Origin of the sequence: Citrobacter gillenii (assembly GCF_013337685.1) — a bacterium.
In the GTDB taxonomy this organism is placed as follows: domain Bacteria; phylum Pseudomonadota; class Gammaproteobacteria; order Enterobacterales; family Enterobacteriaceae; genus Citrobacter; species Citrobacter gillenii.
In genome coordinates this window covers 440,374-462,101 of sequence record NZ_SUQN01000006.1, presented here as the reverse complement: position 1 = coordinate 462,101, position 21,728 = coordinate 440,374, and the positions used below count along the sequence as shown (strand labels likewise).

The following is a 21,728-nucleotide window of genomic DNA, read 5'->3' as shown; positions in this document are numbered from 1 at the left end:
TTACCTTATTGCGCCGCAGTCGCTGCAGGGACATCGGTGGTGGCTTTAACCTGCACGCCAGGGCGCGCTTTCTGTAAACCACTTACGATGACTTTGTCACCCGACTGTAAGCCTTCGCTAATCAGCCACTTGTCGCCAATAGCTTGCACGGCGACGACTGGGCGAGTTTCAGCCTGGCTCTTGTCGTTAACGACCATCACGGTGGCATCGCCGCGCGGCGTACGCGTCACGCCCTGCTGTGGAACGAGGATGGCATTGGGTTGAACGCCTTCATCAACACGTGCGCGCACAAACATACCGGGTAGCAGAGTGTGCTGCGGGTTAGGGAATACGGCTCGGAGAGTGATTGACCCAGTGCTTTCATCAACCGTCACGTCAGAAAATTGCAACGTGCCTTTCAGCGGGTATGACTGGCCATTTTCCATCACCAGTTCGACGGTGCTGCTGGTGTTGTCTTTATGCAGACTGCCTTGTGCAATAGACTGTTTGAGGCGCATAAAGTCGTTACTGGACTGCGTCACATCGACGTAAATCGGATCGAGCTGTTGCACGGTAGCGAGCGCTGTAGCCTGACCATTAGTGACCAGCGCGCCCTCGGTGACGCTAGATTTACCGATGCGTCCGCTAATTGGTGATGTCACTTTGGTGTAGGCAAGGTTAATACGCGCGCTTTCGACAGCCGCTTTGGCGGCAATAACGGAGGCATCGGCCTGACGTGCGTCAGCAATAGCCTGATCGTATTCTTGCTGGCTGATATATTTTGTTCCGACCAGTGGAACATAGCGTTTTACCGTTAAGTGCGCGATTGCTGCCGCGGCTTCGCTTTTTGCCAGTTCACCTTTAGCGCTGTCATAGTCAGCCTGATAGGTCGCGGGATCGATCTGGTAAAGCGACTGGCCAGCTTCAACATCACTGCCTTCGGTGAAATTCCGTTTAAGTACAATCCCGCTGACCTGAGGGCGTACTTCTGCAATGCGAAATGCGCTTGTACGCCCGGGTAATTCGGTCGTCACGGCTAAGGGGGCTGACTCAACAACATGGACTGTCACCTGTGGCTCGGTGGGATGTGCCTGTGTTTCTCCTTGATCGTTACAGCCGGCGAGTAATGCAGCGGAGATGATGATGAATGAGGGCAGGAGCGAGAACCTGGCAGTTTTCGTCATTTCTATTCCTTAAAGAACCGAAGGCTCGTTATTTACCGGAGTAATGGCAGGTGATAACGCGCACAAATAAAAAATAATAGTTAGCTATCCTACAAATAATTAGCTTGCGATGTAAGCAATACTTATTTTGCGGCGTAATCCACGGCACATAAAAACAAAAAAAGAAGAAACAACTGCCCTTTCATTAAGCGAAGATTAGTCATGTTATGACTTGCATTAACACATATAGAAATAGGTATTGCATTGGTGAATGTGTTTTTTCATTTTATTCACATTGTTTATTTGTGCTGAGTGTATGTAATGAAATATTTTAGAACTCGTCTAAATAAAGGCTAAGTGATACATTAATTCCGTACAGTAAATATTAGATAAGAAAGTTTATCATTCCCTACTCTGTCTCAGGCATTCGAACCATGGCGAGAAAAACGAAAGCTGATGCCCTCAAAACGCGCCAGCATCTGATTGAAACGGCGATTGTACAGTTTGCGGCACGGGGTGTCGGCAATACAACGCTTAATGACATAGCGGATGCCGCTAACGTGACGCGAGGTGCAATCTATTGGCATTTCGACAATAAGAGTCAACTGTTTAATGAGCTTTGGCTGCAGCAACCTCCCTTGCGCGATCTTATTCAGGACCAACTCATCGGACGTTGGGGTGACAATCCGCTACAGAGGCTACGGGAGAAATTAGTCGTGGGTTTGCAATATATTGCAAAAATCCCTCGCCAGCAGGCATTAATGCAAATTTTATATCATAAATGTGAATTCCATAACGATATGATATCGGAACAGGATATTCGCGATAAAATAGGCCTTTGCCATCAAAGAATACGTGATTCATTACAGAAATGTATGGATGAAAATCTTATCGCTACCAGTCTGGATTTAGACGTTATCCTGATTATTTTACACGGGAGCTTTAGTGGGATAATAAAAAACTGGTTAATGAATCCAGTCAGTTATGATCTTTATGAACAGGCGCCAGTATTAGTCGATAACGTATTAAAAATGCTAAGTCCCGATGGCTGTGTGATGCAATTTGTTGAGCGCGAAAATCAGGTAGGGTAGTTTCGGCTGATCGCAGTCAGCCGCCATGGCATGACGGCTGGAAACACGCGTTAGCGGATGCGTTATTCAAGGTCGACGCAGTTGACCAGCTTGAGGGGATTCACCGAGTTCATATTCCGGCACTTATCATGCTCTGTTGTCATTAACTCAATCCACTGTATGAGTAGGGCATCAAAAAGAAAAACAAAGACAGCAAAAACAACCAGCCACCAATACTTGCGAATCATTACCAAATCCTGTGTATTCATACCCAAGCGTGCAGGGAATATACACGAAATCTCTATGCTGAAAAGCAGACTTACAATGCTTTTACTTTGTTGAAATTACGTTGTTCTTTTCAGCTAATCGGCTCTTTTTAGACAGGTTTTTTGTCTTTCGCTTTTTGACCTTTGCAAGGTCATTTTCTGAAAAGTGGGAGCTAATGCTCAGTCTTCTAAGCCCCATTTTTACGTATTCATCATTGACTTCGATACCGATAAATCTGCGATTCAACGCCACTGCCGTCGCGCCCGTGGTGAAGCTTCCTGCGAACGGATCTAACACAATCTCACCCGGGTTGGAGGACGCGAGAATAATGCGTTCTAACAGCGCCTGAGGTTTTTGGGTCGGATGGTTTTCGTACTCATCCATCAGATAGCGTACGCGGGGAAAATCCCAGACGTTACCGGGCACCTTTTGATGATTGTACGGCTGAGGTGGGTTCTTTCGGTAATCGATTAGCGCGCGCTTGGCGCCCGTTTTAGCCTCAACCAGAACGTCATCACGATTAAAGGTATAGCTTTTCGAGTCTTTGACCATCATCAAGATAGGCTCATACATTGAGCCAAAGAAGTTTTTGGCCTGGACTCCCGAGCTATCATAGGACCACACGATGCGGCTTTTGATGGTGAAAAGCTGGCGACATTTGAGGTCGATATACGGCATGTTCTCCGTACTGTTCATGATGTACATGGTACCCTGCGGCGTGAGTATTCGATGGCATTCATCAATACACTCAAACAACCATGCCAGAAAGGTCTCTTCGTCCCAGGATTCTACGAGCCCGTCAAAATCTTTGCCGATGTTATAAGGTGGGTCAGCAAAAATGAGGTCGACGCTTGTAGACGGCAGTTTTTTCAGTTCGGTCAGCGCATCACCGTGGATTATCTTTTTCGATTCATCGCCAAAATAGACGGGTTCACATCCTGCGTTCATCGTCAAAGCCTCCTTATGATGCTTATAAAAAAGGCGCTTCCCCATGCCGAGTAGCGCCTTTTAAAACAAACATTTAACTGATTAGTATCAGTTCATGCCGTATTTTTTCAGTTTTTTACGCAGCGTACCACGGTTGATGCCCATCATCAGGGCAGCACGGGTCTGGTTACCGCGGGTGTATTGCATCACCATGTCCAACAGGGGCTGTTCTACTTCAGCCAGTACCAGCTCATAGAGATCATTAACATCCTGACCATTCAGTTGAGCAAAATAGTTCTTCAGTGCCTGTTTAACCGAGTCACGCAGGGGTTTTTGAGTTACCTGATCCTGAGAGTTAACGGTAGAAACGGTCAGTACGTCAGAATTTACGCGTTGTTCGAACATAGTTCTGTCAGCTCTTTATTTCTGTTTACGCAAAATTTTCGAAGTATGCCTCCAACGCCGCCAGCTGTTCGCTGGAATCTTCAATGGCGTTGAATGTGCGCCGAAACTGGTCATTTGGAGCGTGTTCCTGGAGATACCAGGATACGTGTTTACGCGCAATTCGGTACCCTTTTGCCTGACCATAAAAGTCGTGCAGTTCCCGAACGTGCGCACAAAGCAAGCGCTTCACCTCTGCCAGAGGCAGGGGGGGTAGCAGCTCCCCAGTGTCCAGATAATGCTGGATTTCCCGAAAGATCCAGGGTCTTCCCTGAGCTGCACGGCCTATCATCAGGGCATCAGCCCCCGTATAGTCGAACACAGCTCTGGCTTTATGCGGGTCAGTAATGTCGCCATTCGCGATAATCGGAATGGAAACTTTCTGCTTAACTGCCCGAATACTGTCGTACTCAGCATCTCCATTGAACAAACAGGCGCGGGTGCGTCCATGAATGGTCAGAGCCTGAATGCCACAGTCTTCAGCCAGTTGGGCAATCTCTACGCAGTTACGGTGTTCCGGAGCCCAGCCGGTGCGAATCTTGAGAGTGACAGGAACGTCCACTGCATTGACGACCTCGGTTAGTATCGATTTCACTAAATCCGGGTACTGCAAGAGGGCTGAACCTGCAAGCTTGCGATTCACTTTTTTAGCCGGACACCCCATATTGATATCAATAATTTGGGCGCCGCTTTCCACGTTAATACGTGCGGCATCGGCCATTTCAACAGGGTCGCTACCGGCAATTTGCACCGTGCGAATTCCTGGTTCATCAACGTGCACCATCCGTAAACGAGACTTATCACTTTCCCAAACCTGCGGGTTAGAAGACATCATCTCGGATACCGTCAATCCTGCTCCCATCTCATAGCACAGCGTCCTGAATGGTCTGTCAGTGATGCCAGCCATAGGTGCTGCGATCAGGCGATTTCTGAGCTGATATTGTCCGATACGCATGAGTTAAGAAATGACCATACTGTGACTGCAAGGCGGCGTATATTACGCATTTTTTGCACGAGATGAAAGGCCAAACTTTGACCAATCCACTGAGGTGGATCAATGAATTGCCGTAAATGTGAACGGATGAAAATAATTAATTATATAAATCATTGGATTATAAAAATGTGTCTGTTTTATATACGCATATAATTTTGCGTAACTTCTCATTTTTTCTTCATCGCCTGGAGATACTGGCAAGATAATCTGCTGAATTAATCAGCAAATTATCGGGACATTGTGTGATCGTCACCTCATTTTAGTACAGGATCTCGGTGTTGCCTGATTGGCTATCCTCAACCTCGCGACCATTCAGTGGTTGCAGTGGACGGTTGTTCATATGTCCTACGATGTACCTGAAATTTTCAAGCTGTTCGGTTGAGAGGGACATTGGCGTTTTCAGGACAATCCAGATAACGTTTTCACTACATGGCGGAATCGTCAATGAGCCGCTGTAGCGCCAGTAGGCTTTATTGTCGGGCAAAAGTTGGTTGATGTTGACCGGTGAGAAGATGGGCATGTTGCTACCTTCCATGGTTGGAAAGGATTCCCACAAATTTTTAATGGCTTGATTCGGTTCGTCAACATCAAACATGACAGCCACAATAACGGTATCACCTTGCTGATTTTTGTGGAGCAGCTGGAGCTCCATCGCGTAGTGTTTCCCCTCGATGGTGTGTTCACTCGGTGCGTGAAAATCCAATTGCTTTAAATAGTAAAGCTGATTGTCAATGTTGAGGGTATCAGGGGTATAGCTGTTCATCGTCGCCTGAAGCGTATGATTGATGCTCTGGAACCTTACTGGGCTATCGGTGTACTGCATGGTGAGTATAGGGAGCCCAAGTTTGCTGGTATCGGTGGGCTGAATATTGATAGGGGATTGATTTACCCCGGTCTGGCAACTTTTATACTCGTTGTTGATTTCCCCCCAATGTTCAGGGGAGGTATCTCCGATGCTATATCCCCATGACGATGCCTGCACTGAAAAGGACATGATGCATGCCAGCAGCAGCGTTGTTCTAACACGGATTAGATACATATATTCACCCGGTAAATGTCTGTGTTTAAAAACAAATAAAATCAAATGACTATGTTGAGCATTTTAGCGTTGGGGTGGGGGATTACTGGCTGGTGTATTGTCTGAAAATGGCGCAGCCAGAGAACTACGCCGTAAAGATTTTTTTTGACCGGTAATGCGGCACCACTCTTCTTTTTCGAGTACTGGATCGAGTGTAAAGAGATCGGCGTAGTCTTCGCAGACGCCTTCTGAGCGGGTTCTGAGGATTACTCCACGATCACGCGGCCATTGAGCGGTTGTTCTGGCCGGTTGTTGTTGTGATGCATAGTCTGAGTGAATTTTTTAAGCTGTACTTCTGAAAGCGTCATCGGGTGTTTCAGGATAATCCAGGTTACGCCTTCGGTGCAGGGAGGGGTTGTCAGAGAACCGCTAAAGCGCCAGTAAGTCTTATCGATGGGCAGCAGTGCATTAAGATCCATCTGCGAGGTTACTCTGACGTCCTGCTCAGCTTGTTCGGGCATTGTTGCCCACAGTTTATTTAGCTCTGCGTTTTCTGCCCCGATATCAAACATGACTGCGACGACGGCAACATCACCTTTTGCATCTTTGTGCACCAGATGTGCCTCCATGGCGTAATGTTTGCCATGAACGGTATTTTCGCTGGGGGCGTGAAAATGGAACTGTTGGAGGATGAATGGTATTCCATCAATGGTAACGCTATCTTTGGTCGAGGTCTTTAGACCCGCCTGAATGGTATGGCCATTGTTGATGAGCGTGGCCGGTCCATCGGTATAGTGAATGGTAAGCGGTGGGAGATGAGCTGTAAGCGTTGTGTCAATGTTGATGGGGGATTGGTTCATTCCGGCCTGGCAAGTTTTGTACTCCTCGCTGAGCGCGCCCCAGTGTTCAGGAGAGCCTTCTCCTTCATAGCTCCAGTGAGATGCAAAAACTGTTGCGGGCATGATGCTTAGCGCCAACAGCGCCGCCTTACCAAAAGTTGTTTTCATACAATTCGTCCAGTGAATGGTTAGTATTTATTTGTTTTTAACTTCAATGAGTTAAACAAATATTCTAGCGCAGGGACGTTGTGCGGGATGTACAAAAAACGGGAAAGACGTGGCCTGCGAAGAGGCCACGAGGGGAGTTTATTTTTTCCTGCCAGTAATGCGGCACCACTCTTCTTTCTCGATCACCGGATCGAGCGTAAAGAGATCGGCGTAGGCTTCGCAGACGCTGTCCGCCTGGCTGGCAAGAATACCGGAAAGGCCCAGTAAGCCGCCCTCAACTGGCAACACGCTGATTAACGGTGCCAGTTCACGCAATGGGCCAGCAAGGATGTTGGCAACCACCACGTCGGCTTTCATGGCTTCTGGCTGATCCTGTGGCAGGTACAGTTCCAGGCGGTCAGAAACGCCATTACGCTGCGCATTATCGCGGCTTGCCTGAATGGCTTGCGGATCGATGTCTACACCAATGGCTTTGGCTGCACCTAATTTGAGTGCTGCAATAGCCAGAATGCCGGAACCGCAACCAAAGTCGATCACCGTCTTTCCGTTCAGATCGAGGCCATCCAGCCATTGCAGACACAAAGAGGTGGTTGGGTGAGTGCCGGTACCAAACGCCAGACCTGGGTCCAGCATCACGTTGACGGCGTTCTCATCCGGCACATCGCGCCAGCTTGGGCAAATCCACAGACGTTCGCCAAAGCGCATTGGGTGGAAGTTATCCATCCATTCACGCTCCCAGTCTTTATCTTCAAGCTGTTCAATTTTATGCACAAACCCCGCACTGAGCAGCGGATGCTGTTCCAGAAGGGCAACCACTTCTTTCATGTCGGTTTCTGCATCGAACAGACCCGTTACATCGGTGTCACCCCAAAGACGGGTTTCGCCCGGCAGTGGTTCAAACACCGGCGTATCATGCGTGTCCTGGAAGGTGATAGAAACGGCACCCGCTTCCATCAGCGCATCGCTCAACTCTTCTGCATTAGCACCGGTGGTGTTCAGTTTCAGTTGGATCCATGGCATGGCAAAACTCTTTATTTATCAGTAGTCAATATGGCGGCTTGCGGGGCGGCAGAACCAAAACGGTTTCCGACCAGGAAAGCCAGCAAACTTAGCAGCAACGAGGGCACAATTGGATGGAAGCCCAGGTACTGAATGTTAAAGGTAGCGAGTATGGCATACAGCACACCGCCGACAATCATGGCGCTCAGTGCGCCCGCTGCGTTCGCTCGCTCCCAGTACAGGCCCAGCACCAGCGGCCACAGGAATACCGCTTCCAGCCCGCCAAACGCCAGCAGGTTGAGCCAGATGATCATCTCTGGTGGTTTCCACGCGGCCAGCAACAACAACGCCCCCAATAACAGGGTGATCACCGCCGACATGCGCTTCAGGCGGGTTTCATTTTTCAGCTGTTCCGGGCGCAGATTCAGGTAGAGATCTTTAATGATCGTAGCGGAACTTTGCAGCAATTGGGCGTTGATCGTCGACATGATCGCCGCCATCGGTGCGGCAAGGAAGATCCCCGCGGCAATCGGTGGCAGGACTTTTACCATCAAGGTGGGGATAACCAGATCAGGTACCGTCAGGTCAGGGAGCACCGCGCGTCCTAATGCACCCGCCAGGTGCATACCAAACATCAGGATTGCCACCACAATCGTGCCGATAATCATCCCACGATGGACCGCTTTACTGTCCTTATAAGAGATACAGCGCACGGCGGTATGCGGCAGGCCAATCACGCCAAAGCACACCAGAACCCAGAACGAAGTCATAAAGGTTGGGGACAGAATGTCATCAGCGCCTTGTGGGGTCACCAGTTTCGGATCGATTGTTTGCAGCGTCTCCACCGCGTTGCTGAGGCCGCCCGCTGCGTGGACCACACCCACAAGCAGAACAATGGTCCCAACTAGCATCACCATGCCCTGCATGGTGTCATTGAGCACGCTGGCACGAAATCCACCGAATGCGGTGTATAACGCAATACTGATACCAAAGATCAGCAGACCTGTTTCGTATGGAATACCCGCAGCGGTTTCCAGCAAACGTGCGCCGCCGATGAATTGCACTGTCATCGCGCCAACGAAAGCTACCAACAGGCTGAGGCTCGCCAGCCAGACCAGCAAACGGCTCTGATAGCGGGCAAACAGCATATCGTTAAGGGTGACGGCGTTGTAGCGTCGCGCCAGAATCGCAAATTTCTTGCCAAGAATACCCAGTGACAACCAGACGGCCGGCAGTTGGATCATCGCCAACAGCACCCATCCCAGCCCGTATTTATACGCGGCCCCCGGGCCACCAATAAACGAGCTTGCGCTGATGTATGTTGCGGTCAGCGTCATGGCTAAAACGACCCCGCCCATTGAGCGGCTGCCGAGGAAATATTCATTCAGGAACGTGCCGGTTGTTCTCTTTCTCATCGCGTACACAGAGAGACCAAACACCACTACCAGATAGGCGACAAGCGGCAAAATCACTTCAAGCTGCATCGTCATCCTCCAGAGGAATATCGCGATAGATAAATTTCACCATCGCCCAGCACAGAACAATGAAAACCAGCGGGGTTAGCAAGCAGGCCATTTCGAACCAGTGTGGTAAGCCAGTAAAGCCCAGCGTGGAGTCTGGTAAGTAAGCGGCTACTAACCATGTAGCAAGATAGAAAAGGGTCAGCCACAGCGCCCAGCGCGCCTCTTTATGGGCCTGAACAAAACGAGCGTCCATTTTTTGTCCCTTGTGGATAAAGAAAGCGGGGATTGTACCTTATGGGACGTGCCGGAGGGGAGAAAAACAAAAGGCCGGAGGATCCGGCCTTTGCAGTTAATGCGTACTTACTTTTCCTGAAGTCCGAGTTTCTTCTCCAGGTAGTGGATATTGGAACCACCACGCTGGAAGTGCTCGTCATTCATGATGCGGATCTGCAGATCGACGTTGGTTTTGATCCCGTCGATGATCAGTTCCTGCAAGGCGTTTTTCATGCGGGCAATCGCCACGTCACGGTTTTCGCCATAACAAATAAGTTTGCCGATCATGGAGTCATAGTAAGGCGGTACGGTGTAACCCGCGTAAATATGAGACTCCCAGCGCACACCAAAACCACCCGGCGCGTGGAAACGCGTGATTTTACCCGGGCTTGGCAGGAAGGTGTTCGGGTCTTCGGCGTTGATACGGCATTCTACCGCATGGCCTTTAACCACAACTTCATCCTGCGTAATGGACAGCGGCTGACCCGCAGCGATACGCAGCTGCTCTTTGATCAGATCAACGCCGGTGATCATTTCGGTAACTGGATGCTCTACCTGGATACGGGTGTTCATTTCAATGAAATAGAACTCGCCGTTCTCGAACAGGAACTCGAAAGTACCCGCTCCACGGTAGCCGATATCTACACAGGCTTTGGAGCAACGTTCGCCGATGTAACGACGCAGTTCCGGGGTAATGCCCGGTGCTGGTGCTTCTTCGACCACTTTCTGGTGACGGCGCTGCATGGAGCAGTCACGTTCTGCCAGATAGATTGCGTTGCCCTGACCGTCAGCCAACACCTGAATTTCGATGTGGCGTGGGTTCTCCAGGTATTTTTCCATGTAAACCATGTCATTGTTGAAAGCGGCTTTCGCTTCAGCTTTGGTCATGGAAATGGATTGAGCCAGTTCAGCGTCGCCGCGTACAACACGCATACCGCGACCGCCGCCACCGCCGGAGGCTTTGATGATGACCGGATAGCCGATGCGCTTGGCATGGGCGCGGTTTGCGTCCATATCGTCGCCCAGTGGGCCGTCAGAACCTGGAACGGTCGGTACACCTGCTTTCTTCATGGCAGTAATTGCAGACACTTTGTCGCCCATCAGGCGGATGGTGTCGGCTTTCGGGCCGATGAAGATAAAGCCAGAGCGTTCTACCTGCTCAGCAAAGTTGGCGTTTTCAGACAGGAAGCCGTAACCCGGGTGAATAGCGACCGCGCCAGTGATTTCAGCGGCGCTGATGATTGCCGGGATATTCAGATAGCTTTTAACAGACGGAGCCGGGCCAATACAGACCGTTTCATCTGCCAGTAATACGTGTTTTAGATCGCGATCCGCGCTTGAGTGTACAGCGACGGTCTTGATGCCCAGTTCTTTACAGGCACGAAGAATACGCAGGGCAATCTCGCCACGGTTGGCGATAACGATTTTATCCAACATGTTCGCCTCGTTACTCGATGACGACCAGCGGCTCGTCAAATTCTACCGGTTGACCACTTTCTACCAGAATCGCTTTTACCACGCCGGATTTATCGGCTTCGATCTGGTTCATCATTTTCATGGCTTCAACGATGCAAAGGGTATCGCCCGCATTCACTTTCTGGCCCACTTCGATAAACGGTTTAGCGTCAGGGCCCGGGGTGCGGTAGAAAGTACCAACCATCGGGGAACGTACGATGTGACCACTGATTTCCGCTGCAGCAGGGGCTTCCATGCTTGGCGCTGCAGTTTGCGCAACAGCGTTAGACAGAGCAGGTTGTTGCATCATTGGTGCAGCATAAGCCTGTTGCATCATCGGGAAACCTGCATTTGGCGCTGCGCGGCTGATGCGTACAGACTCTTCGCCTTCAGAAATTTCCAGTTCGGAGATGCCTGATTCTTCAACCAGCTCGATCAGTTTTTTAATCTTACGAATATCCATGAGTGGGTTCCGTACTCTTTGTTTAGTGAAATTGTGACAGGCGTTTTATCGCCGTCTGTATAGCATTTGAATAACTGTTGGTGACAATATGCCACCCCTCTCTGGCGTTGCACTGCGTGCTGCAGCCATTAAACGAGATATCAAAACTTACCAGTCATTGTGTGGCTATCTTCTGCCATTTTCGGGTAAAAGACAAAATATACCTTCAATACCCGATTGTCACCCTTTCCGCGCTGTAAAAACGCCTCCAGGGAAAGCAAGGTCGCACATTATAACCATTTCGTAGCAATTGGCAGCTAAATACTGGTCTTATCAGGGAAGATAATCAACCGCCTGCATGTAAAGAACGTGGGTTCGTCTGTGTTTTGCAACGCACTGCACATATCCCGAAACTACCGCCACCACTGGCGGAACTTCTTATAACGGCAGGCTAAAAGCACGACGGCGAGCGCGGCATAAATGATTGGTTGCGGGGATAAAATCTTCACCGACCACAGGTAATGCACGGGGGCCAGGATCGCCACAAGATAGACGAAGTTGTGTAAAAGTTGCCAGCGTTTTCCCAGTTTCCGCTGCGCAGCCTGGGTGGAGGTGAGTGTGAGGGCAAATAATAAAGTCCAACTGATGATTCCCAGCATCAGATAAGGCCGTGTCGTTAGCTCTCGACCCAACAGACTCAGGTTGTTAATGCCCAGCTCCAGCAGCGCATAACTGGTTAAATGCAAGGTGGCCCAGGCAAAACACCAGAGTCCTAACAGGCGGCGAGTGCGTATTAAGAGTGGCTGCTTAGCGTAGCGCGCCAGCGGCGAGACCAGCAAGGTTGCCAACAAGAATTTCAGAGCCGTCCTACCGGTAAAGTGTTGAATGTCCTTGACCGGATCGGCGCTTAATTCGCCATTATTAATGGCCCAAAAGAGCCAGACAAAAGGTAAAAAGCCGGCAAGATGCAGGCAAACTTTCAGCCAGGTGATGTGTTTTGCCGTCAGACGCACTTAAAAATTCTCCCTCAAGTTAAGGCCGTGATACAGCGAAGCGACCTCATCGGCATAGCCGTTAAACAGCAGCGTAGGTTGACGCTGTACGTCGAGGATACCGCCTGCGCCAATAAAACGTTCTGTGGCTTGTGACCAGCGGGGGTGATCGACGCCGGGGTTAACATTGGCATAAAACCCATATTCATTAGGCGCCGCCATATTCCAGGTGGTCGGCGGGCGATCGCGCGTCAGCTTAATGCTGACTATCGACTTAATTCCTTTAAAACCGTATTTCCACGGTACGGTTAATCGGATAGGGGCGCCATTCTGCGGGGGAAGCGCTTTGCCATAAACGCCCACGGTGAGCAGCGTGAGCGGGTGCATGGCTTCATCAAGGCGTAAACCTTCAACGTAGGGGTATTTCAGCCCTCCGCCAATAAAGCGATCTTTCTGTCCCGGCATATCATCCGGTGCGTAGAGCGTTTCGAACGCCACATATTTCGCATTGCTGGTGGGTTCAACCAGTGCCAGCAGCTTATGTAAAGGAAAGCCAATCCACGGCACGACCATGGACCAGGCTTCTACACAGCGCATGCGATAAATGCGTTCCTCCAGCGGGAAGCGGGTGGTCAACGCATCGTGATCGAGGGTTAATGGCTTTGCCACTTCGCCACTAATTTTCAGCGTCCACGGATCGGTTTTTAAACTGCCCGCGTTGGCCGCCGGGTCTGCTTTATCGAGACCGAACTCATAGAAGTTGTTGTAGCCGGTGACTTTATCTTCCGGCGTTAACGGCAATGTATTTTGCCAGGCGGCAGGTTTCGTGAAATCAAGCGGTTTTCCGGCGGGTGCGGGCGGTCGGTCATTGCCTTTAAACCAACTTAGCAGATCGGCCTGGGCGTTGGGAGAGAGGGAAAGGGCTGTCGCACTGATGCCCAGCGCTTTCAATACCTGGCGACGTTGCAGCATAAAAACAGATTCTGCCGTTACGTCGGTTTCCGTCAGTTTTTTGGATTTCATATCATCCTCCGTCATGCGTTTTGCTAAGCATGACGGAGGCAAAGGCTTATCGCGAATTTATCACGAAAAATTGCAGATTATGCGATTTTCACCAGCGTGCGGCCCTGCACCTGATTATTAATGATGGCGTCAGCAAGCTTCGGCGCGTCGGCGAGCGTAATTTCAGTTGCGGCCTGAGCGTAGAAAGATTCCGGCAGGTCAGTGACCAGACGTTGCCAGGCCTGAGCACGGCGCGCCGCTGGCGTCATAACGGAATCAACACCTTGTAGGCGCACATTGCGCAAAATGAATGGCATCACCGTGGTGGGCAGTGCAAAACCACCTGCCAGACCACAGGCAGCGACGCAGCCTCCGTAGTTCATCTGTGCGAGAATTTTTGCCAGCACTTTGTCGCCAACGGTATCAATGGCGCCTGCCCACAGCTGTTTTTCCAGCGGGCGAGTTTCTGCAAATTCATCACGACCGAGGATTCGGTTGGCGCCCAGACTACGCAGATAGTCGTGCGTGCTTTCACGACCGGATACCGCTGCAACCTGATACCCCAACTTATGCAGTAACGCAACGGCAGTACTGCCGACACCACCGCTGGCGCCGGTGACAACAATCTCGCCGTCTTGCGGGCGGATACCGGCATCTTCAAGCGCCATCACGCACAGCATGGCGGTAAAACCGGCAGTGCCGATGATCATCGCATTGCGGCTACTCAGTCCATTTGGTAGCGCAACCAGCCAGTCACCTTTTACACGAGCCCGTTCGGACAGTCCGCCCCAATGGTTTTCGCCCACGCCCCAACCGGTCAGCAACACCTCCTGACCAGCGTGAAAACGGGGATCTTCACTGTGGCGAACGGTACCGGCGAAATCGATACCAGGAATCATCGGAAAATTACGGATAATTTTTCCCTTGCCGGTGATGGCCAGGGCATCTTTATAGTTCAGGCTCGACCAGTGAACATCCACCGTCACATCGCCTTCCGGTAGCTGATTTTCGTCGAGGGGTTGAACGGATGCGAGGGTTTTACCGTCCTGCTGTTCTAAGATCAAAGCCTGCATAACCTGTCCTCAATTCATATAGTGGATTGGAAAATGAATGATGAAGACTATACTCGTTAATCAAAACATGATGCCGATTCTGCGCAATAAATTGCCAGATATACCTGATTTGGTAGTATGCCCACACTATTTATGTAAATTGACGGATTTCGCGTTCATTTTTGCATTTTCGTGTCGCTTTTCCATTTTCATGCCTAATTCATAACTGTCGGAGTTAACACAAGGATGCGATTAACGACGAAATTTTCAGCTTTTGTGACTTTGCTCACAGGGTTAACGATCTTCGTGACGCTGATCGGCTGCTCGCTGAGTTTCTACAATGCGATCCAATATAAGTTCACTAGTCGTGTCCATGCCGTCGCGACGGCGATCGACACGCACCTGGTCTCTAAAGATTTTGTCACCTTAACGCCGCAAATAGACGAGCTGATGGTGTCGGTTGATATCGTTCGCGTTGAGCTGCTGCAGGGGGAAAGCAAGGTTTATAGCCATTCCCGCACCAGCAGTTATCGCCCGGCGGGAACAAACAATCTGTACCGTGAGATCACCGTCCCTTTGCTCAAGCATCCGGGGATGTCGCTGCGCCTGGTGTATCAGGATCCGATGGGCAATTATTTCCATTCGCTGATGACCACCGCACCGCTCACGTTATCGATTGGTTTTATTATCCTGATGTTATTTTTGTCGGTGCGCTGGTTACAGCGCCAGCTTTCCGGGCAGGAACTGTTGGAGATTCGTTCCACGCGGATCCTTAACGGTGAACGTGGGCCGAACGTGCGGGGAACCGTGTATGAATGGCCGGCGCGCACCAGCAGTGCGCTCGATATGCTGCTCACCGAAATTCAAAGCGCTCGCGAGCAGCGCAGCAGGCTGGATACGCTTATCCGATCGTATGTGGCGCAGGATACAAAAACCGGGCTCAGCAATCGTCTGTTTTTTGACAATCAACTGGCGACGCTGCTGGAAGATCAGGAGAAAGTGGGCGCCCACGGCGTGGTAATGATGGTGCGTTTGCCGGACTTTACGCTTTTGCGCGACAGCTGGGGGGGGGATCTTGCGGAAGAACAAATCTCGGCGCTGGTCAATTTATTATCGACCTTTATTGCGCGTTATCCTGGGGCGCTGTTGGCGCGCTACCACCGTAGCGATTTTGCCATCCTGCTGCCGCACCGCACCTTGAAAGAGGCGGAAAGCATCGCTGGGCAGTTATTAAAAGCGGTCGATGCCCTTCCGACTAACAAAAAAATTGATCGTGCCGATATGATTCATATTGGCATTTGCGTCTGTCGCAGCGGCCAGTCCGCTGAACAGGTGATGGAGCACGCTGAAGCGGCAACCCGGAACTCGGTATTACAGGGCGGGAACAGTTGGTCAGTTTATGATGACTCGCTGCCGGAAAAAGGTCGGGGTAATGTACGCTGGCGCACGCTCATTGAGCAGATGCTCAGTCGGGGCGGTCCAAGGCTCTATCAGAAACCCGCGGTCACCCATGAAGGACGAGTACACCATCGGGAATTAATGTGCCGCATTTTTGATGGCAGTGAAGAGGTTATCTCGGCGGAATATATGCCGATGGTGCTGCAATTTGGCCTGGCGGAAGAATATGACCGTTTGCAGATTAGCCGTCTGATCTTGTTATTGGGATATTGGCCGCAGGAAAGTCTGGCGATCCAGACGACGGTAGAGTCACTTATTCGACCGCGTTTTCAGCGTTGGCTGCGTGATACCTTGATGCAGTGCGAAAAATCGCTGCGAAAACGCATAATTATTGAACTTGCTGAGGCAGATGTTTGTCAACACATCAGCCGGTTACAGCCCGTTATCCGTTTGATGGATGCGCTGGGTGTCCGCATTGCCGTGACGCAGGCGGGGTTGACGCTGGTGAGTACCAGTTGGATTAAAGAACTCAATGTCGAGCTCTTGAAGCTTCATCCAAGTCTGGTGAGAAACATTGATAAACGTACGGAGAACCAGCTGTTGGTTCAGAGCCTGGTGGAGGCCTGCTCAGGCACGCCAACGCAGGTGTATGCCACTGGCGTTCGTTCGCGTAGTGAGTGGCGTACGCTGACAGAACGTGGAGTCGCGGGTGGGCAAGGGGATTTTTTTGCCGCATCACAGCCACTTGACACAAACGTGAAAAAATATTCGCAAAGATACTCGGTTTAACCTGCCGTTTAATTTGTTTTCACGTAGAATAACGCGCGTTGTGCCTTCTGGGGGTGTGCTTGTCTGCTCGCCAGAATGTAACAGCAAACATGCAGGTGAATGACCTTTGACAGGTTGCAAACAAAAGCGAGGAGTGCTGCTGATTTTTTCAGCCCTGATGGACTCAGGCCGGTTTTGTAACAAAGGAAACGAACTGCACTAATTTTCACCGTAGCAGATGATTTTTCCGCCTTGTCGCTGCTGCGTGTGGTTGGTAAAGTAAGCGGATTTTGTTTTCCGCCCCAGCTTTCAGGATTATCCCTTAGTATGTTGAAAAAATTTCGTGGCATGTTTTCCAATGACCTGTCCATTGACCTGGGTACCGCGAATACCCTTATTTATGTAAAAGGACAAGGCATCGTATTGAATGAGCCTTCTGTTGTGGCCATTCGACAGGATCGTGCCGGTTCGCCGAAAAGCGTGGCAGCAGTAGGTCATGATGCGAAGCAGATGCTGGGTCGTACGCCGGGCAACATTGCTGCAATTCGCCCAATGAAAGACGGCGTTATCGCTGACTTCTTCGTGACTGAAAAAATGCTTCAGCACTTTATCAAACAAGTGCACAGCAATAGCTTTATGCGCCCAAGCCCGCGCGTGCTGGTGTGTGTTCCGGTTGGCGCAACTCAGGTTGAACGTCGTGCTATTCGTGAGTCTGCTCAGGGTGCCGGTGCGCGTGAAGTATTCCTGATTGAAGAGCCGATGGCGGCAGCGATCGGCGCAGGTCTACCTGTTTCCGAAGCAACCGGTTCTATGGTTGTGGATATCGGTGGTGGTACCACTGAAGTTGCTGTTATCTCCCTGAACGGCGTCGTTTACTCCTCCTCCGTACGTATCGGTGGTGACCGTTTCGATGAAGCCATCATTAATTATGTGCGTCGTAACTATGGTTCCCTGATCGGCGAAGCGACCGCTGAACGTATCAAACATGAAATCGGATCGGCTTATCCGGGCGACGAAGTGCTTGAGATCGAAGTGCGCGGCCGTAACCTGGCTGAAGGCGTTCCACGTGGCTTTACCCTGAACTCTAACGAGATTCTGGAAGCGCTGCAGGAACCGCTGACCGGTATCGTCAGCGCGGTCATGGTTGCCCTGGAACAATGTCCGCCAGAACTGGCGTCTGACATCTCCGAGCGCGGTATGGTGTTAACCGGCGGTGGTGCACTGCTGCGTAACCTTGACCGTCTGTTAATGGAAGAGACCGGTATTCCAGTCGTTGTTGCTGAAGATCCGCTGACCTGTGTGGCGCGCGGCGGCGGCAAGGCGCTGGAAATGATCGATATGCACGGCGGCGACCTGTTCAGCGAAGAGTAATCGGATACCGGCAGGGTTAACATCCGATTGCCCTGCCGAATCTGATACGAGAATACGCAAACTTATGAAGCCAATTTTTAGCCGTGGCCCGTCGCTACAGATTCGCCTTATTCTGGCGGTGCTGGTGGCGCTCGGCGTTATTATTGCCGACAGCCGCCTGGGTATGTTTAGTCAAATCCGAACATACATGGATACCGCCGTCAGTCCTTTCTACTTTATTTCTAATGGTCCCCGTGAATTACTCGATGGCGTGTCGCAAACGCTGGCCTCGCGTGACCAACTTGAACTTGAAAACCGGGCGCTGCGTCAGGAACTGCTGCTGAAAAACAGTGAACTGCTGATGCTGGGGCAATATAAACAGGAGAACGCGCGCTTGCGCGAGCTGCTGGGATCGCCGCTGCGCCAGGATGAACAAAAGATGGTGACTCAGGTCATCTCAACGGTTAATGACCCTTACAGCGATCAGGTAGTTATCGACAAGGGTAGCGTGAACGGTGTCTATGAAGGGCAGCCGGTCATCAGCGACAAAGGCGTTGTGGGCCAGGTTGTTGCCGTGGCGAAACTGACCAGTCGCGTGCTGCTGATTTGTGATGCCACCCATGCGCTGCCAATCCAGGTATTGCGTAACGATATCCGCGTGATTGCTGCCGGTAACGGTTGTACGGACGATCTGCAGCTCGAGCATCTGCCGGCCAATACCGACATTCGCGTTGGCGACGTGCTGGTAACCTCCGGTCTGGGCGGCCGCTTCCCTGAAGGCTATCCGGTTGCCGTGGTCTCTTCCGTTAAACTGGACACTCAGCGTGCTTACACCGTGATTCAGGCGCGTCCGACGGCAGGGTTACAGCGTCTGCGTTACCTGCTGCTGTTGTGGGGGGCGGATCGTAATGGCGCCAATCCGATGACGCCGGAAGAAGTGCATCGCGTAGCCAATGAGCGTCTGATGCAAATGATGCCGCAGGTCCTGCCTGCACCGGACGCGATGGGCCCGCCTGCGCCCGTTCCTGCACCAGCAACTGGCGTGACGCCAACGCCTGCAACGACAACGCCGCCAGCACCTTCTCCGCGTAAGCCGGGAGGGCAGTAAGTGGCAAGCTATCGTAGTCAGGGGCGTTGGGTTATTTGGCTCTCGTTCCTTATCGCACTTTTACTGCAAGTCATGCCCTGGCCGGACGACATTCTTGTTTACCGGCCAAACTGGGTGCTGCTCATCTTGTTGTATTGGATCCTGGCACTGCCGCATCGCGTAAATGTGGGCACAGGATTTGTGGTGGGTGCCATACTGGATCTCATTAGCGGCTCCACACTTGGCGTGCGGGCTTTGTCGATGAGTATCATTGCCTACCTGGTTGCGCTGAAATTCCAGCTATTCCGTAACCTGGCGCTCTGGCAACAGGCGCTGGTGGTTATGTTGTTATCACTGGTCGTGGACATTATTGTTTTCTGGGCCGAGTTTTTAGTGATCAACGTCTCTTTCAGACCTGAAGTGTTCTGGAGTAGTGTAGTAAATGGTGTGCTTTGGCCATGGCTATTTTTACTGATGCGTAAAGTCCGCCAGCAGTTTGCGGTGCAATAAGGTTGATATGAATACTCTGTATCTGGCTTCAGGTTCTCCACGCCGTCAGGAATTATTGACCCAACTTGGCGTCACCTTTGAACGGCTGGTTCCAGGGATTGAGGAACAGCGTCATCTGCAAGAGAGCGCGCAGCAGTATGTTGTTCGCCTGGCGCGTGAGAAGGCTCAGGCTGGTGTTGCGCTGGCTGCGCGAGATTTACCGGTGCTGGGGGCTGATACCATTGTCATCCTGAATGGCGAAGTGCTGGAAAAACCGCACGACGCCGCGCATGCGGCCGCAATGCTGCATAAGCTGTCAGGCAAAACACATCAGGTGATGACGGCGGTGGCATTAGCCGATCGTCAGCACAGTCTGGACTGCCTGGTGGTTACGGACGTCACGTTCAGAGCACTAACAGATGGGGACATCGCGGGCTATGTTGCCAGCGGTGAACCGATGGATAAAGCAGGTGCATACGGTATTCAAGGGTTGGGTGGTTGTTTTGTCAGGAAGATAAATGGCAGCTATCACGCCGTGGTCGGCTTACCGCTGGTAGAAACGTATGAGTTGCTGAGCAATTTTAACGCACTGCGTGAAAAAAGGGATAAACATGACGGCTGAATTGTTGGTAAACGTAACGCCCTCGGAAACACGCGTGGCGTACATTGATGGCGGTATTCTGCAGGAAATTCATATTGAACGTGAGGCGCGACGCGGAATCGTAGGCAATATCTACAAAGGTCGTGTAAGTCGTGTACTTCCGGGTATGCAGGCGGCTTTTGTAGATATTGGGCTGGATAAAGCCGCTTTTCTTCACGCTTCAGACATCATGCCGCACACCGAATGCGTAGCGGGTGAAGAACAGAAGCAGTTCACCGTGCGCGACATTTCCGAACTGGTTCGTCAGGGCCAGGACCTGATGGTACAGGTGGTCAAAGATCCGCTGGGCACCAAGGGCGCTCGCCTGACGACAGACATCACGCTGCCTTCCCGTTACCTGGTCTTTATGCCTGGTGCTTCGCACGTTGGGGTTTCCCAGCGTATCGAAAGCGAAACCGAGCGTGAACGCCTGAAAAAAGTGGTGGCGGATTACTGCGATGAGCAGGGTGGATTTATTATTCGCACGGCTGCAGAAGGCGTGTGCGAGGACGATCTGGCCTCAGATGCGGCGTATCTCAAGCGTGTCTGGACCAAAGTCATGGAGCGCAAAAAGCGCCCGCAAACCCGTTACCAGATGTACGGCGAGCTGGCGCTGGCGCAGCGCGTGTTGCGTGATTTTGCTGATGCTCAGCTCGACAGGATCCGCGTGGACTCCCGTCTGACCTACGAAGCGTTACTGGAGTTTACAGCAGAATACATCCCTGAGATGACCAGCAAGCTGGAACATTACAGTGGACGACAGCCCATTTTCGATCTCTTTGATGTGGAAAATGAAATTCAGCGTGCGCTGGAACGCAAGGTTGAGCTGAAATCCGGTGGCTATTTGATTATCGATCAAACCGAAGCCATGACCACCGTGGATATCAATACCGGTGCGTTCGTTGGGCATCGTAATCTCGATGACACCATCTTTAATACCAATATTGAAGCTACGCAGGCGATTGCGCGTCAGCTGCGTCTGCGTAACCTGGGCGGCATTATCATTATCGATTTTATCGACATGAGTAATGAAGATCACCGCCGCCGGGTGCTGCACTCTCTGGAGCAGGCGCTGAGTAAAGATCGCGTTAAAACCAGCATTAACGGCTTTTCACAGCTGGGGCTGGTGGAGATGACGCGTAAGCGCACGCGTGAAAGCGTCGAGCATGTGCTATGCAACGAGTGCCCGACCTGCCACGGACGCGGTACGGTCAAAACGGTCGAAACCGTATGCTATGAAATTATGCGGGAGATCGTGCGTGTCCATCATGCTTACGACTCCGATCGTTTCCTGGTCTATGCTTCTCCGGCCGTGGCGGAAGCCCTGAAAGGTGAAGAGTCACACGCGCTGGCGGAAGTGGAAATTTTTGTCGGTAAGCAGGTTAAAGTACAAATCGAACCGCTCTATAACCAGGAGCAGTTCGACGTCGTTATGATGTAGTTAACCACCTG

23 protein-coding genes and 1 pseudogene are annotated in these 21,728 nt (G+C 51.3%); 7 read left to right on the top strand and 17 right to left on the bottom strand.

Features of this window, described 5'->3' with window-relative positions; all coding sequences use genetic code 11:
* Window positions 1-5: 5 nt before the first annotated feature.
* Window positions 6-1,163, bottom strand: coding sequence for an efflux RND transporter periplasmic adaptor subunit (locus FCH32_RS16710; protein ID WP_115257348.1), 1,158 nt, complete (start codon window positions 1,161-1,163; stop codon window positions 6-8).
* Window positions 1,164-1,576: 413 nt separating this feature from the next.
* Between FCH32_RS16710 and envR the strand changes: the two genes are divergently transcribed.
* Complete coding sequence (envR, locus tag FCH32_RS16705; protein WP_096755455.1) at window positions 1,577-2,233, top strand: acrEF/envCD operon transcriptional regulator; 657 nt, start codon at window positions 1,577-1,579, stop codon at window positions 2,231-2,233.
* 62 nt (window positions 2,234-2,295) lie between these two features.
* Here envR and FCH32_RS16700 read toward each other — a convergent pair whose 3' ends face one another.
* The 15 genes and pseudogenes from FCH32_RS16700 to acuI form a co-directional block, all read right to left on the bottom strand.
* On the bottom strand, window positions 2,296-2,460 hold the full coding sequence (locus FCH32_RS16700) for a DUF2556 family protein (protein ID WP_003025279.1): 165 nt from the start codon (window positions 2,458-2,460) through the stop codon (window positions 2,296-2,298).
* An 82-nt stretch (window positions 2,461-2,542) separates the two neighbouring features.
* Window positions 2,543-3,427, bottom strand: a complete 885-nt coding sequence (gene yhdJ, locus FCH32_RS16695) for an adenine-specific DNA-methyltransferase (protein ID WP_135911307.1) — start codon at window positions 3,425-3,427, stop codon at window positions 2,543-2,545.
* An 87-nt stretch (window positions 3,428-3,514) separates the two neighbouring features.
* Window positions 3,515-3,811, bottom strand: a complete 297-nt coding sequence (fis, locus tag FCH32_RS16690; RefSeq protein ID WP_000462905.1) for a DNA-binding transcriptional regulator Fis — start codon at window positions 3,809-3,811, stop codon at window positions 3,515-3,517.
* A 25-nt stretch (window positions 3,812-3,836) separates the two neighbouring features.
* Entirely contained in the window at window positions 3,837-4,802 is a 966-nt protein-coding gene (gene dusB / locus FCH32_RS16685) for a tRNA dihydrouridine synthase DusB (RefSeq protein ID WP_096755457.1), read from the bottom strand.
* A gap of 298 nt (window positions 4,803-5,100) precedes the next feature.
* Window positions 5,101-5,880, bottom strand: coding sequence for a carbonic anhydrase (locus tag FCH32_RS16680; RefSeq protein WP_174361227.1), 780 nt, complete (start codon window positions 5,878-5,880; stop codon window positions 5,101-5,103).
* Window positions 5,881-6,018: 138 nt separating this feature from the next.
* Window positions 6,019-6,108, bottom strand: a pseudogene (gene prmA, locus FCH32_RS23255) (50S ribosomal protein L11 methyltransferase); the annotation flags it as partial.
* A 17-nt stretch (window positions 6,109-6,125) separates the two neighbouring features.
* A complete protein-coding gene (locus FCH32_RS16675; RefSeq protein ID WP_135911309.1) occupies window positions 6,126-6,866 on the bottom strand; it encodes a carbonic anhydrase in 741 nt (246 codons plus the stop codon).
* A gap of 138 nt (window positions 6,867-7,004) precedes the next feature.
* Window positions 7,005-7,886, bottom strand: coding sequence for a 50S ribosomal protein L11 methyltransferase (gene prmA / locus FCH32_RS16670; protein ID WP_174361226.1), 882 nt, complete (start codon window positions 7,884-7,886; stop codon window positions 7,005-7,007).
* Window positions 7,887-7,897: 11 nt separating this feature from the next.
* Window positions 7,898-9,349 carry a sodium/pantothenate symporter gene (gene panF / locus FCH32_RS16665; protein ID WP_115257352.1) on the bottom strand — a complete coding sequence of 484 codons (1,452 nt, stop codon included), beginning with the start codon at window positions 9,347-9,349 and terminating at the stop codon, window positions 7,898-7,900.
* Complete coding sequence (locus FCH32_RS16660; protein WP_096755460.1) at window positions 9,339-9,581, bottom strand: YhdT family protein; 243 nt, start codon at window positions 9,579-9,581, stop codon at window positions 9,339-9,341. The genes panF and FCH32_RS16660 overlap by 11 nt, the downstream gene beginning before the upstream one ends.
* Window positions 9,582-9,688: 107 nt before the next feature.
* Window positions 9,689-11,038 (bottom strand): acetyl-CoA carboxylase biotin carboxylase subunit, encoded by a 1,350-nt coding sequence (accC, locus tag FCH32_RS16655; protein ID WP_096755461.1) that lies wholly within the window; start codon window positions 11,036-11,038, stop codon window positions 9,689-9,691.
* A gap of 10 nt (window positions 11,039-11,048) precedes the next feature.
* On the bottom strand, window positions 11,049-11,519 hold the full coding sequence (gene accB / locus FCH32_RS16650; protein WP_135324123.1) for an acetyl-CoA carboxylase biotin carboxyl carrier protein: 471 nt from the start codon (window positions 11,517-11,519) through the stop codon (window positions 11,049-11,051).
* Window positions 11,520-11,911: 392 nt separating this feature from the next.
* The gene (msrQ, locus tag FCH32_RS16645; RefSeq protein ID WP_117342756.1) at window positions 11,912-12,511 is read right to left on the bottom strand and encodes a protein-methionine-sulfoxide reductase heme-binding subunit MsrQ; all 600 of its coding nucleotides are present in this window, start codon (window positions 12,509-12,511) and stop codon (window positions 11,912-11,914) included.
* Window positions 12,512-13,513, bottom strand: a complete 1,002-nt coding sequence (msrP, locus tag FCH32_RS16640; RefSeq protein ID WP_117342755.1) for a protein-methionine-sulfoxide reductase catalytic subunit MsrP — start codon at window positions 13,511-13,513, stop codon at window positions 12,512-12,514.
* Window positions 13,514-13,590: 77 nt separating this feature from the next.
* Window positions 13,591-14,565, bottom strand: coding sequence for an acrylyl-CoA reductase (NADPH) (acuI, locus tag FCH32_RS16635; protein WP_174361225.1), 975 nt, complete (start codon window positions 14,563-14,565; stop codon window positions 13,591-13,593).
* 225 nt (window positions 14,566-14,790) lie between these two features.
* Between acuI and csrD the strand changes: the two genes are divergently transcribed.
* The gene (gene csrD, locus FCH32_RS16630; protein WP_117342753.1) at window positions 14,791-16,731 is read left to right on the top strand and encodes an RNase E specificity factor CsrD; all 1,941 of its coding nucleotides are present in this window, start codon (window positions 14,791-14,793) and stop codon (window positions 16,729-16,731) included.
* A gap of 8 nt (window positions 16,732-16,739) precedes the next feature.
* Here csrD and FCH32_RS16625 read toward each other — a convergent pair whose 3' ends face one another.
* Window positions 16,740-17,060, bottom strand: a complete 321-nt coding sequence (locus FCH32_RS16625; RefSeq protein ID WP_153880057.1) for a hypothetical protein — start codon at window positions 17,058-17,060, stop codon at window positions 16,740-16,742.
* Between FCH32_RS16625 and mreB the strand changes: the two genes are divergently transcribed.
* The 5 genes from mreB (at window position 17,038) to rng (ending at window position 21,717) form a co-directional block, all read left to right on the top strand.
* On the top strand, window positions 17,038-18,081 hold the full coding sequence (gene mreB / locus FCH32_RS16620; protein ID WP_034498906.1) for a rod shape-determining protein MreB: 1,044 nt from the start codon (window positions 17,038-17,040) through the stop codon (window positions 18,079-18,081). The genes FCH32_RS16625 and mreB overlap by 23 nt on opposite strands.
* A 64-nt stretch (window positions 18,082-18,145) precedes the next feature.
* Window positions 18,146-19,168 carry a rod shape-determining protein MreC gene (mreC, locus tag FCH32_RS16615; RefSeq protein ID WP_096755467.1) on the top strand — a complete coding sequence of 341 codons (1,023 nt, stop codon included), beginning with the start codon at window positions 18,146-18,148 and terminating at the stop codon, window positions 19,166-19,168.
* The gene (gene mreD / locus FCH32_RS16610) at window positions 19,169-19,657 is read left to right on the top strand and encodes a rod shape-determining protein MreD (RefSeq protein ID WP_103928680.1); all 489 of its coding nucleotides are present in this window, start codon (window positions 19,169-19,171) and stop codon (window positions 19,655-19,657) included. It abuts the gene before it with no gap.
* A gap of 7 nt (window positions 19,658-19,664) precedes the next feature.
* Window positions 19,665-20,258, top strand: a complete 594-nt coding sequence (locus FCH32_RS16605; protein ID WP_174361224.1) for a Maf family protein — start codon at window positions 19,665-19,667, stop codon at window positions 20,256-20,258.
* A complete protein-coding gene (gene rng, locus FCH32_RS16600) occupies window positions 20,248-21,717 on the top strand; it encodes a ribonuclease G (RefSeq protein WP_096755470.1) in 1,470 nt (489 codons plus the stop codon). Before FCH32_RS16605 ends, rng begins: the two co-directional genes overlap by 11 nt.
* The last annotated feature ends 11 nt before the right edge of the window (window positions 21,718-21,728 follow it).

Coding starts and splice junctions, on each gene's coding strand:
- accB (WP_135324123.1), bottom strand. CDS start 11,519: ATGGATATTCGTAAGATTAAAAAACTGATCGAGCTGGTTGAAGAATCA.
- mreB (WP_034498906.1), top strand. CDS start 17,038: ATGTTGAAAAAATTTCGTGGCATGTTTTCCAATGACCTGTCCATTGAC.
- yhdJ (WP_135911307.1), bottom strand. CDS start 3,427: ATGAACGCAGGATGTGAACCCGTCTATTTTGGCGATGAATCGAAAAAG.
- prmA (WP_174361226.1), bottom strand. CDS start 7,886: ATGCCATGGATCCAACTGAAACTGAACACCACCGGTGCTAATGCAGAA.
- FCH32_RS16710 (WP_115257348.1), bottom strand. CDS start 1,163: ATGACGAAAACTGCCAGGTTCTCGCTCCTGCCCTCATTCATCATCATC.
- panF (WP_115257352.1), bottom strand. CDS start 9,349: ATGCAGCTTGAAGTGATTTTGCCGCTTGTCGCCTATCTGGTAGTGGTG.
- FCH32_RS16700 (WP_003025279.1), bottom strand. CDS start 2,460: ATGATTCGCAAGTATTGGTGGCTGGTTGTTTTTGCTGTCTTTGTTTTT.
- accC (WP_096755461.1), bottom strand. CDS start 11,038: ATGTTGGATAAAATCGTTATCGCCAACCGTGGCGAGATTGCCCTGCGT.
- fis (WP_000462905.1), bottom strand. CDS start 3,811: ATGTTCGAACAACGCGTAAATTCTGACGTACTGACCGTTTCTACCGTT.
- FCH32_RS16675 (WP_135911309.1), bottom strand. CDS start 6,866: ATGAAAACAACTTTTGGTAAGGCGGCGCTGTTGGCGCTAAGCATCATG.
- FCH32_RS16605 (WP_174361224.1), top strand. CDS start 19,665: ATGAATACTCTGTATCTGGCTTCAGGTTCTCCACGCCGTCAGGAATTA.
- acuI (WP_174361225.1), bottom strand. CDS start 14,565: ATGCAGGCTTTGATCTTAGAACAGCAGGACGGTAAAACCCTCGCATCC.
- csrD (WP_117342753.1), top strand. CDS start 14,791: ATGCGATTAACGACGAAATTTTCAGCTTTTGTGACTTTGCTCACAGGG.
- mreC (WP_096755467.1), top strand. CDS start 18,146: ATGAAGCCAATTTTTAGCCGTGGCCCGTCGCTACAGATTCGCCTTATT.
- FCH32_RS16625 (WP_153880057.1), bottom strand. CDS start 17,060: ATGCCACGAAATTTTTTCAACATACTAAGGGATAATCCTGAAAGCTGG.
- msrP (WP_117342755.1), bottom strand. CDS start 13,513: ATGAAATCCAAAAAACTGACGGAAACCGACGTAACGGCAGAATCTGTT.
- FCH32_RS16660 (WP_096755460.1), bottom strand. CDS start 9,581: ATGGACGCTCGTTTTGTTCAGGCCCATAAAGAGGCGCGCTGGGCGCTG.
- FCH32_RS16680 (WP_174361227.1), bottom strand. CDS start 5,880: ATGTATCTAATCCGTGTTAGAACAACGCTGCTGCTGGCATGCATCATG.
- rng (WP_096755470.1), top strand. CDS start 20,248: ATGACGGCTGAATTGTTGGTAAACGTAACGCCCTCGGAAACACGCGTG.
- dusB (WP_096755457.1), bottom strand. CDS start 4,802: ATGCGTATCGGACAATATCAGCTCAGAAATCGCCTGATCGCAGCACCT.
- envR (WP_096755455.1), top strand. CDS start 1,577: ATGGCGAGAAAAACGAAAGCTGATGCCCTCAAAACGCGCCAGCATCTG.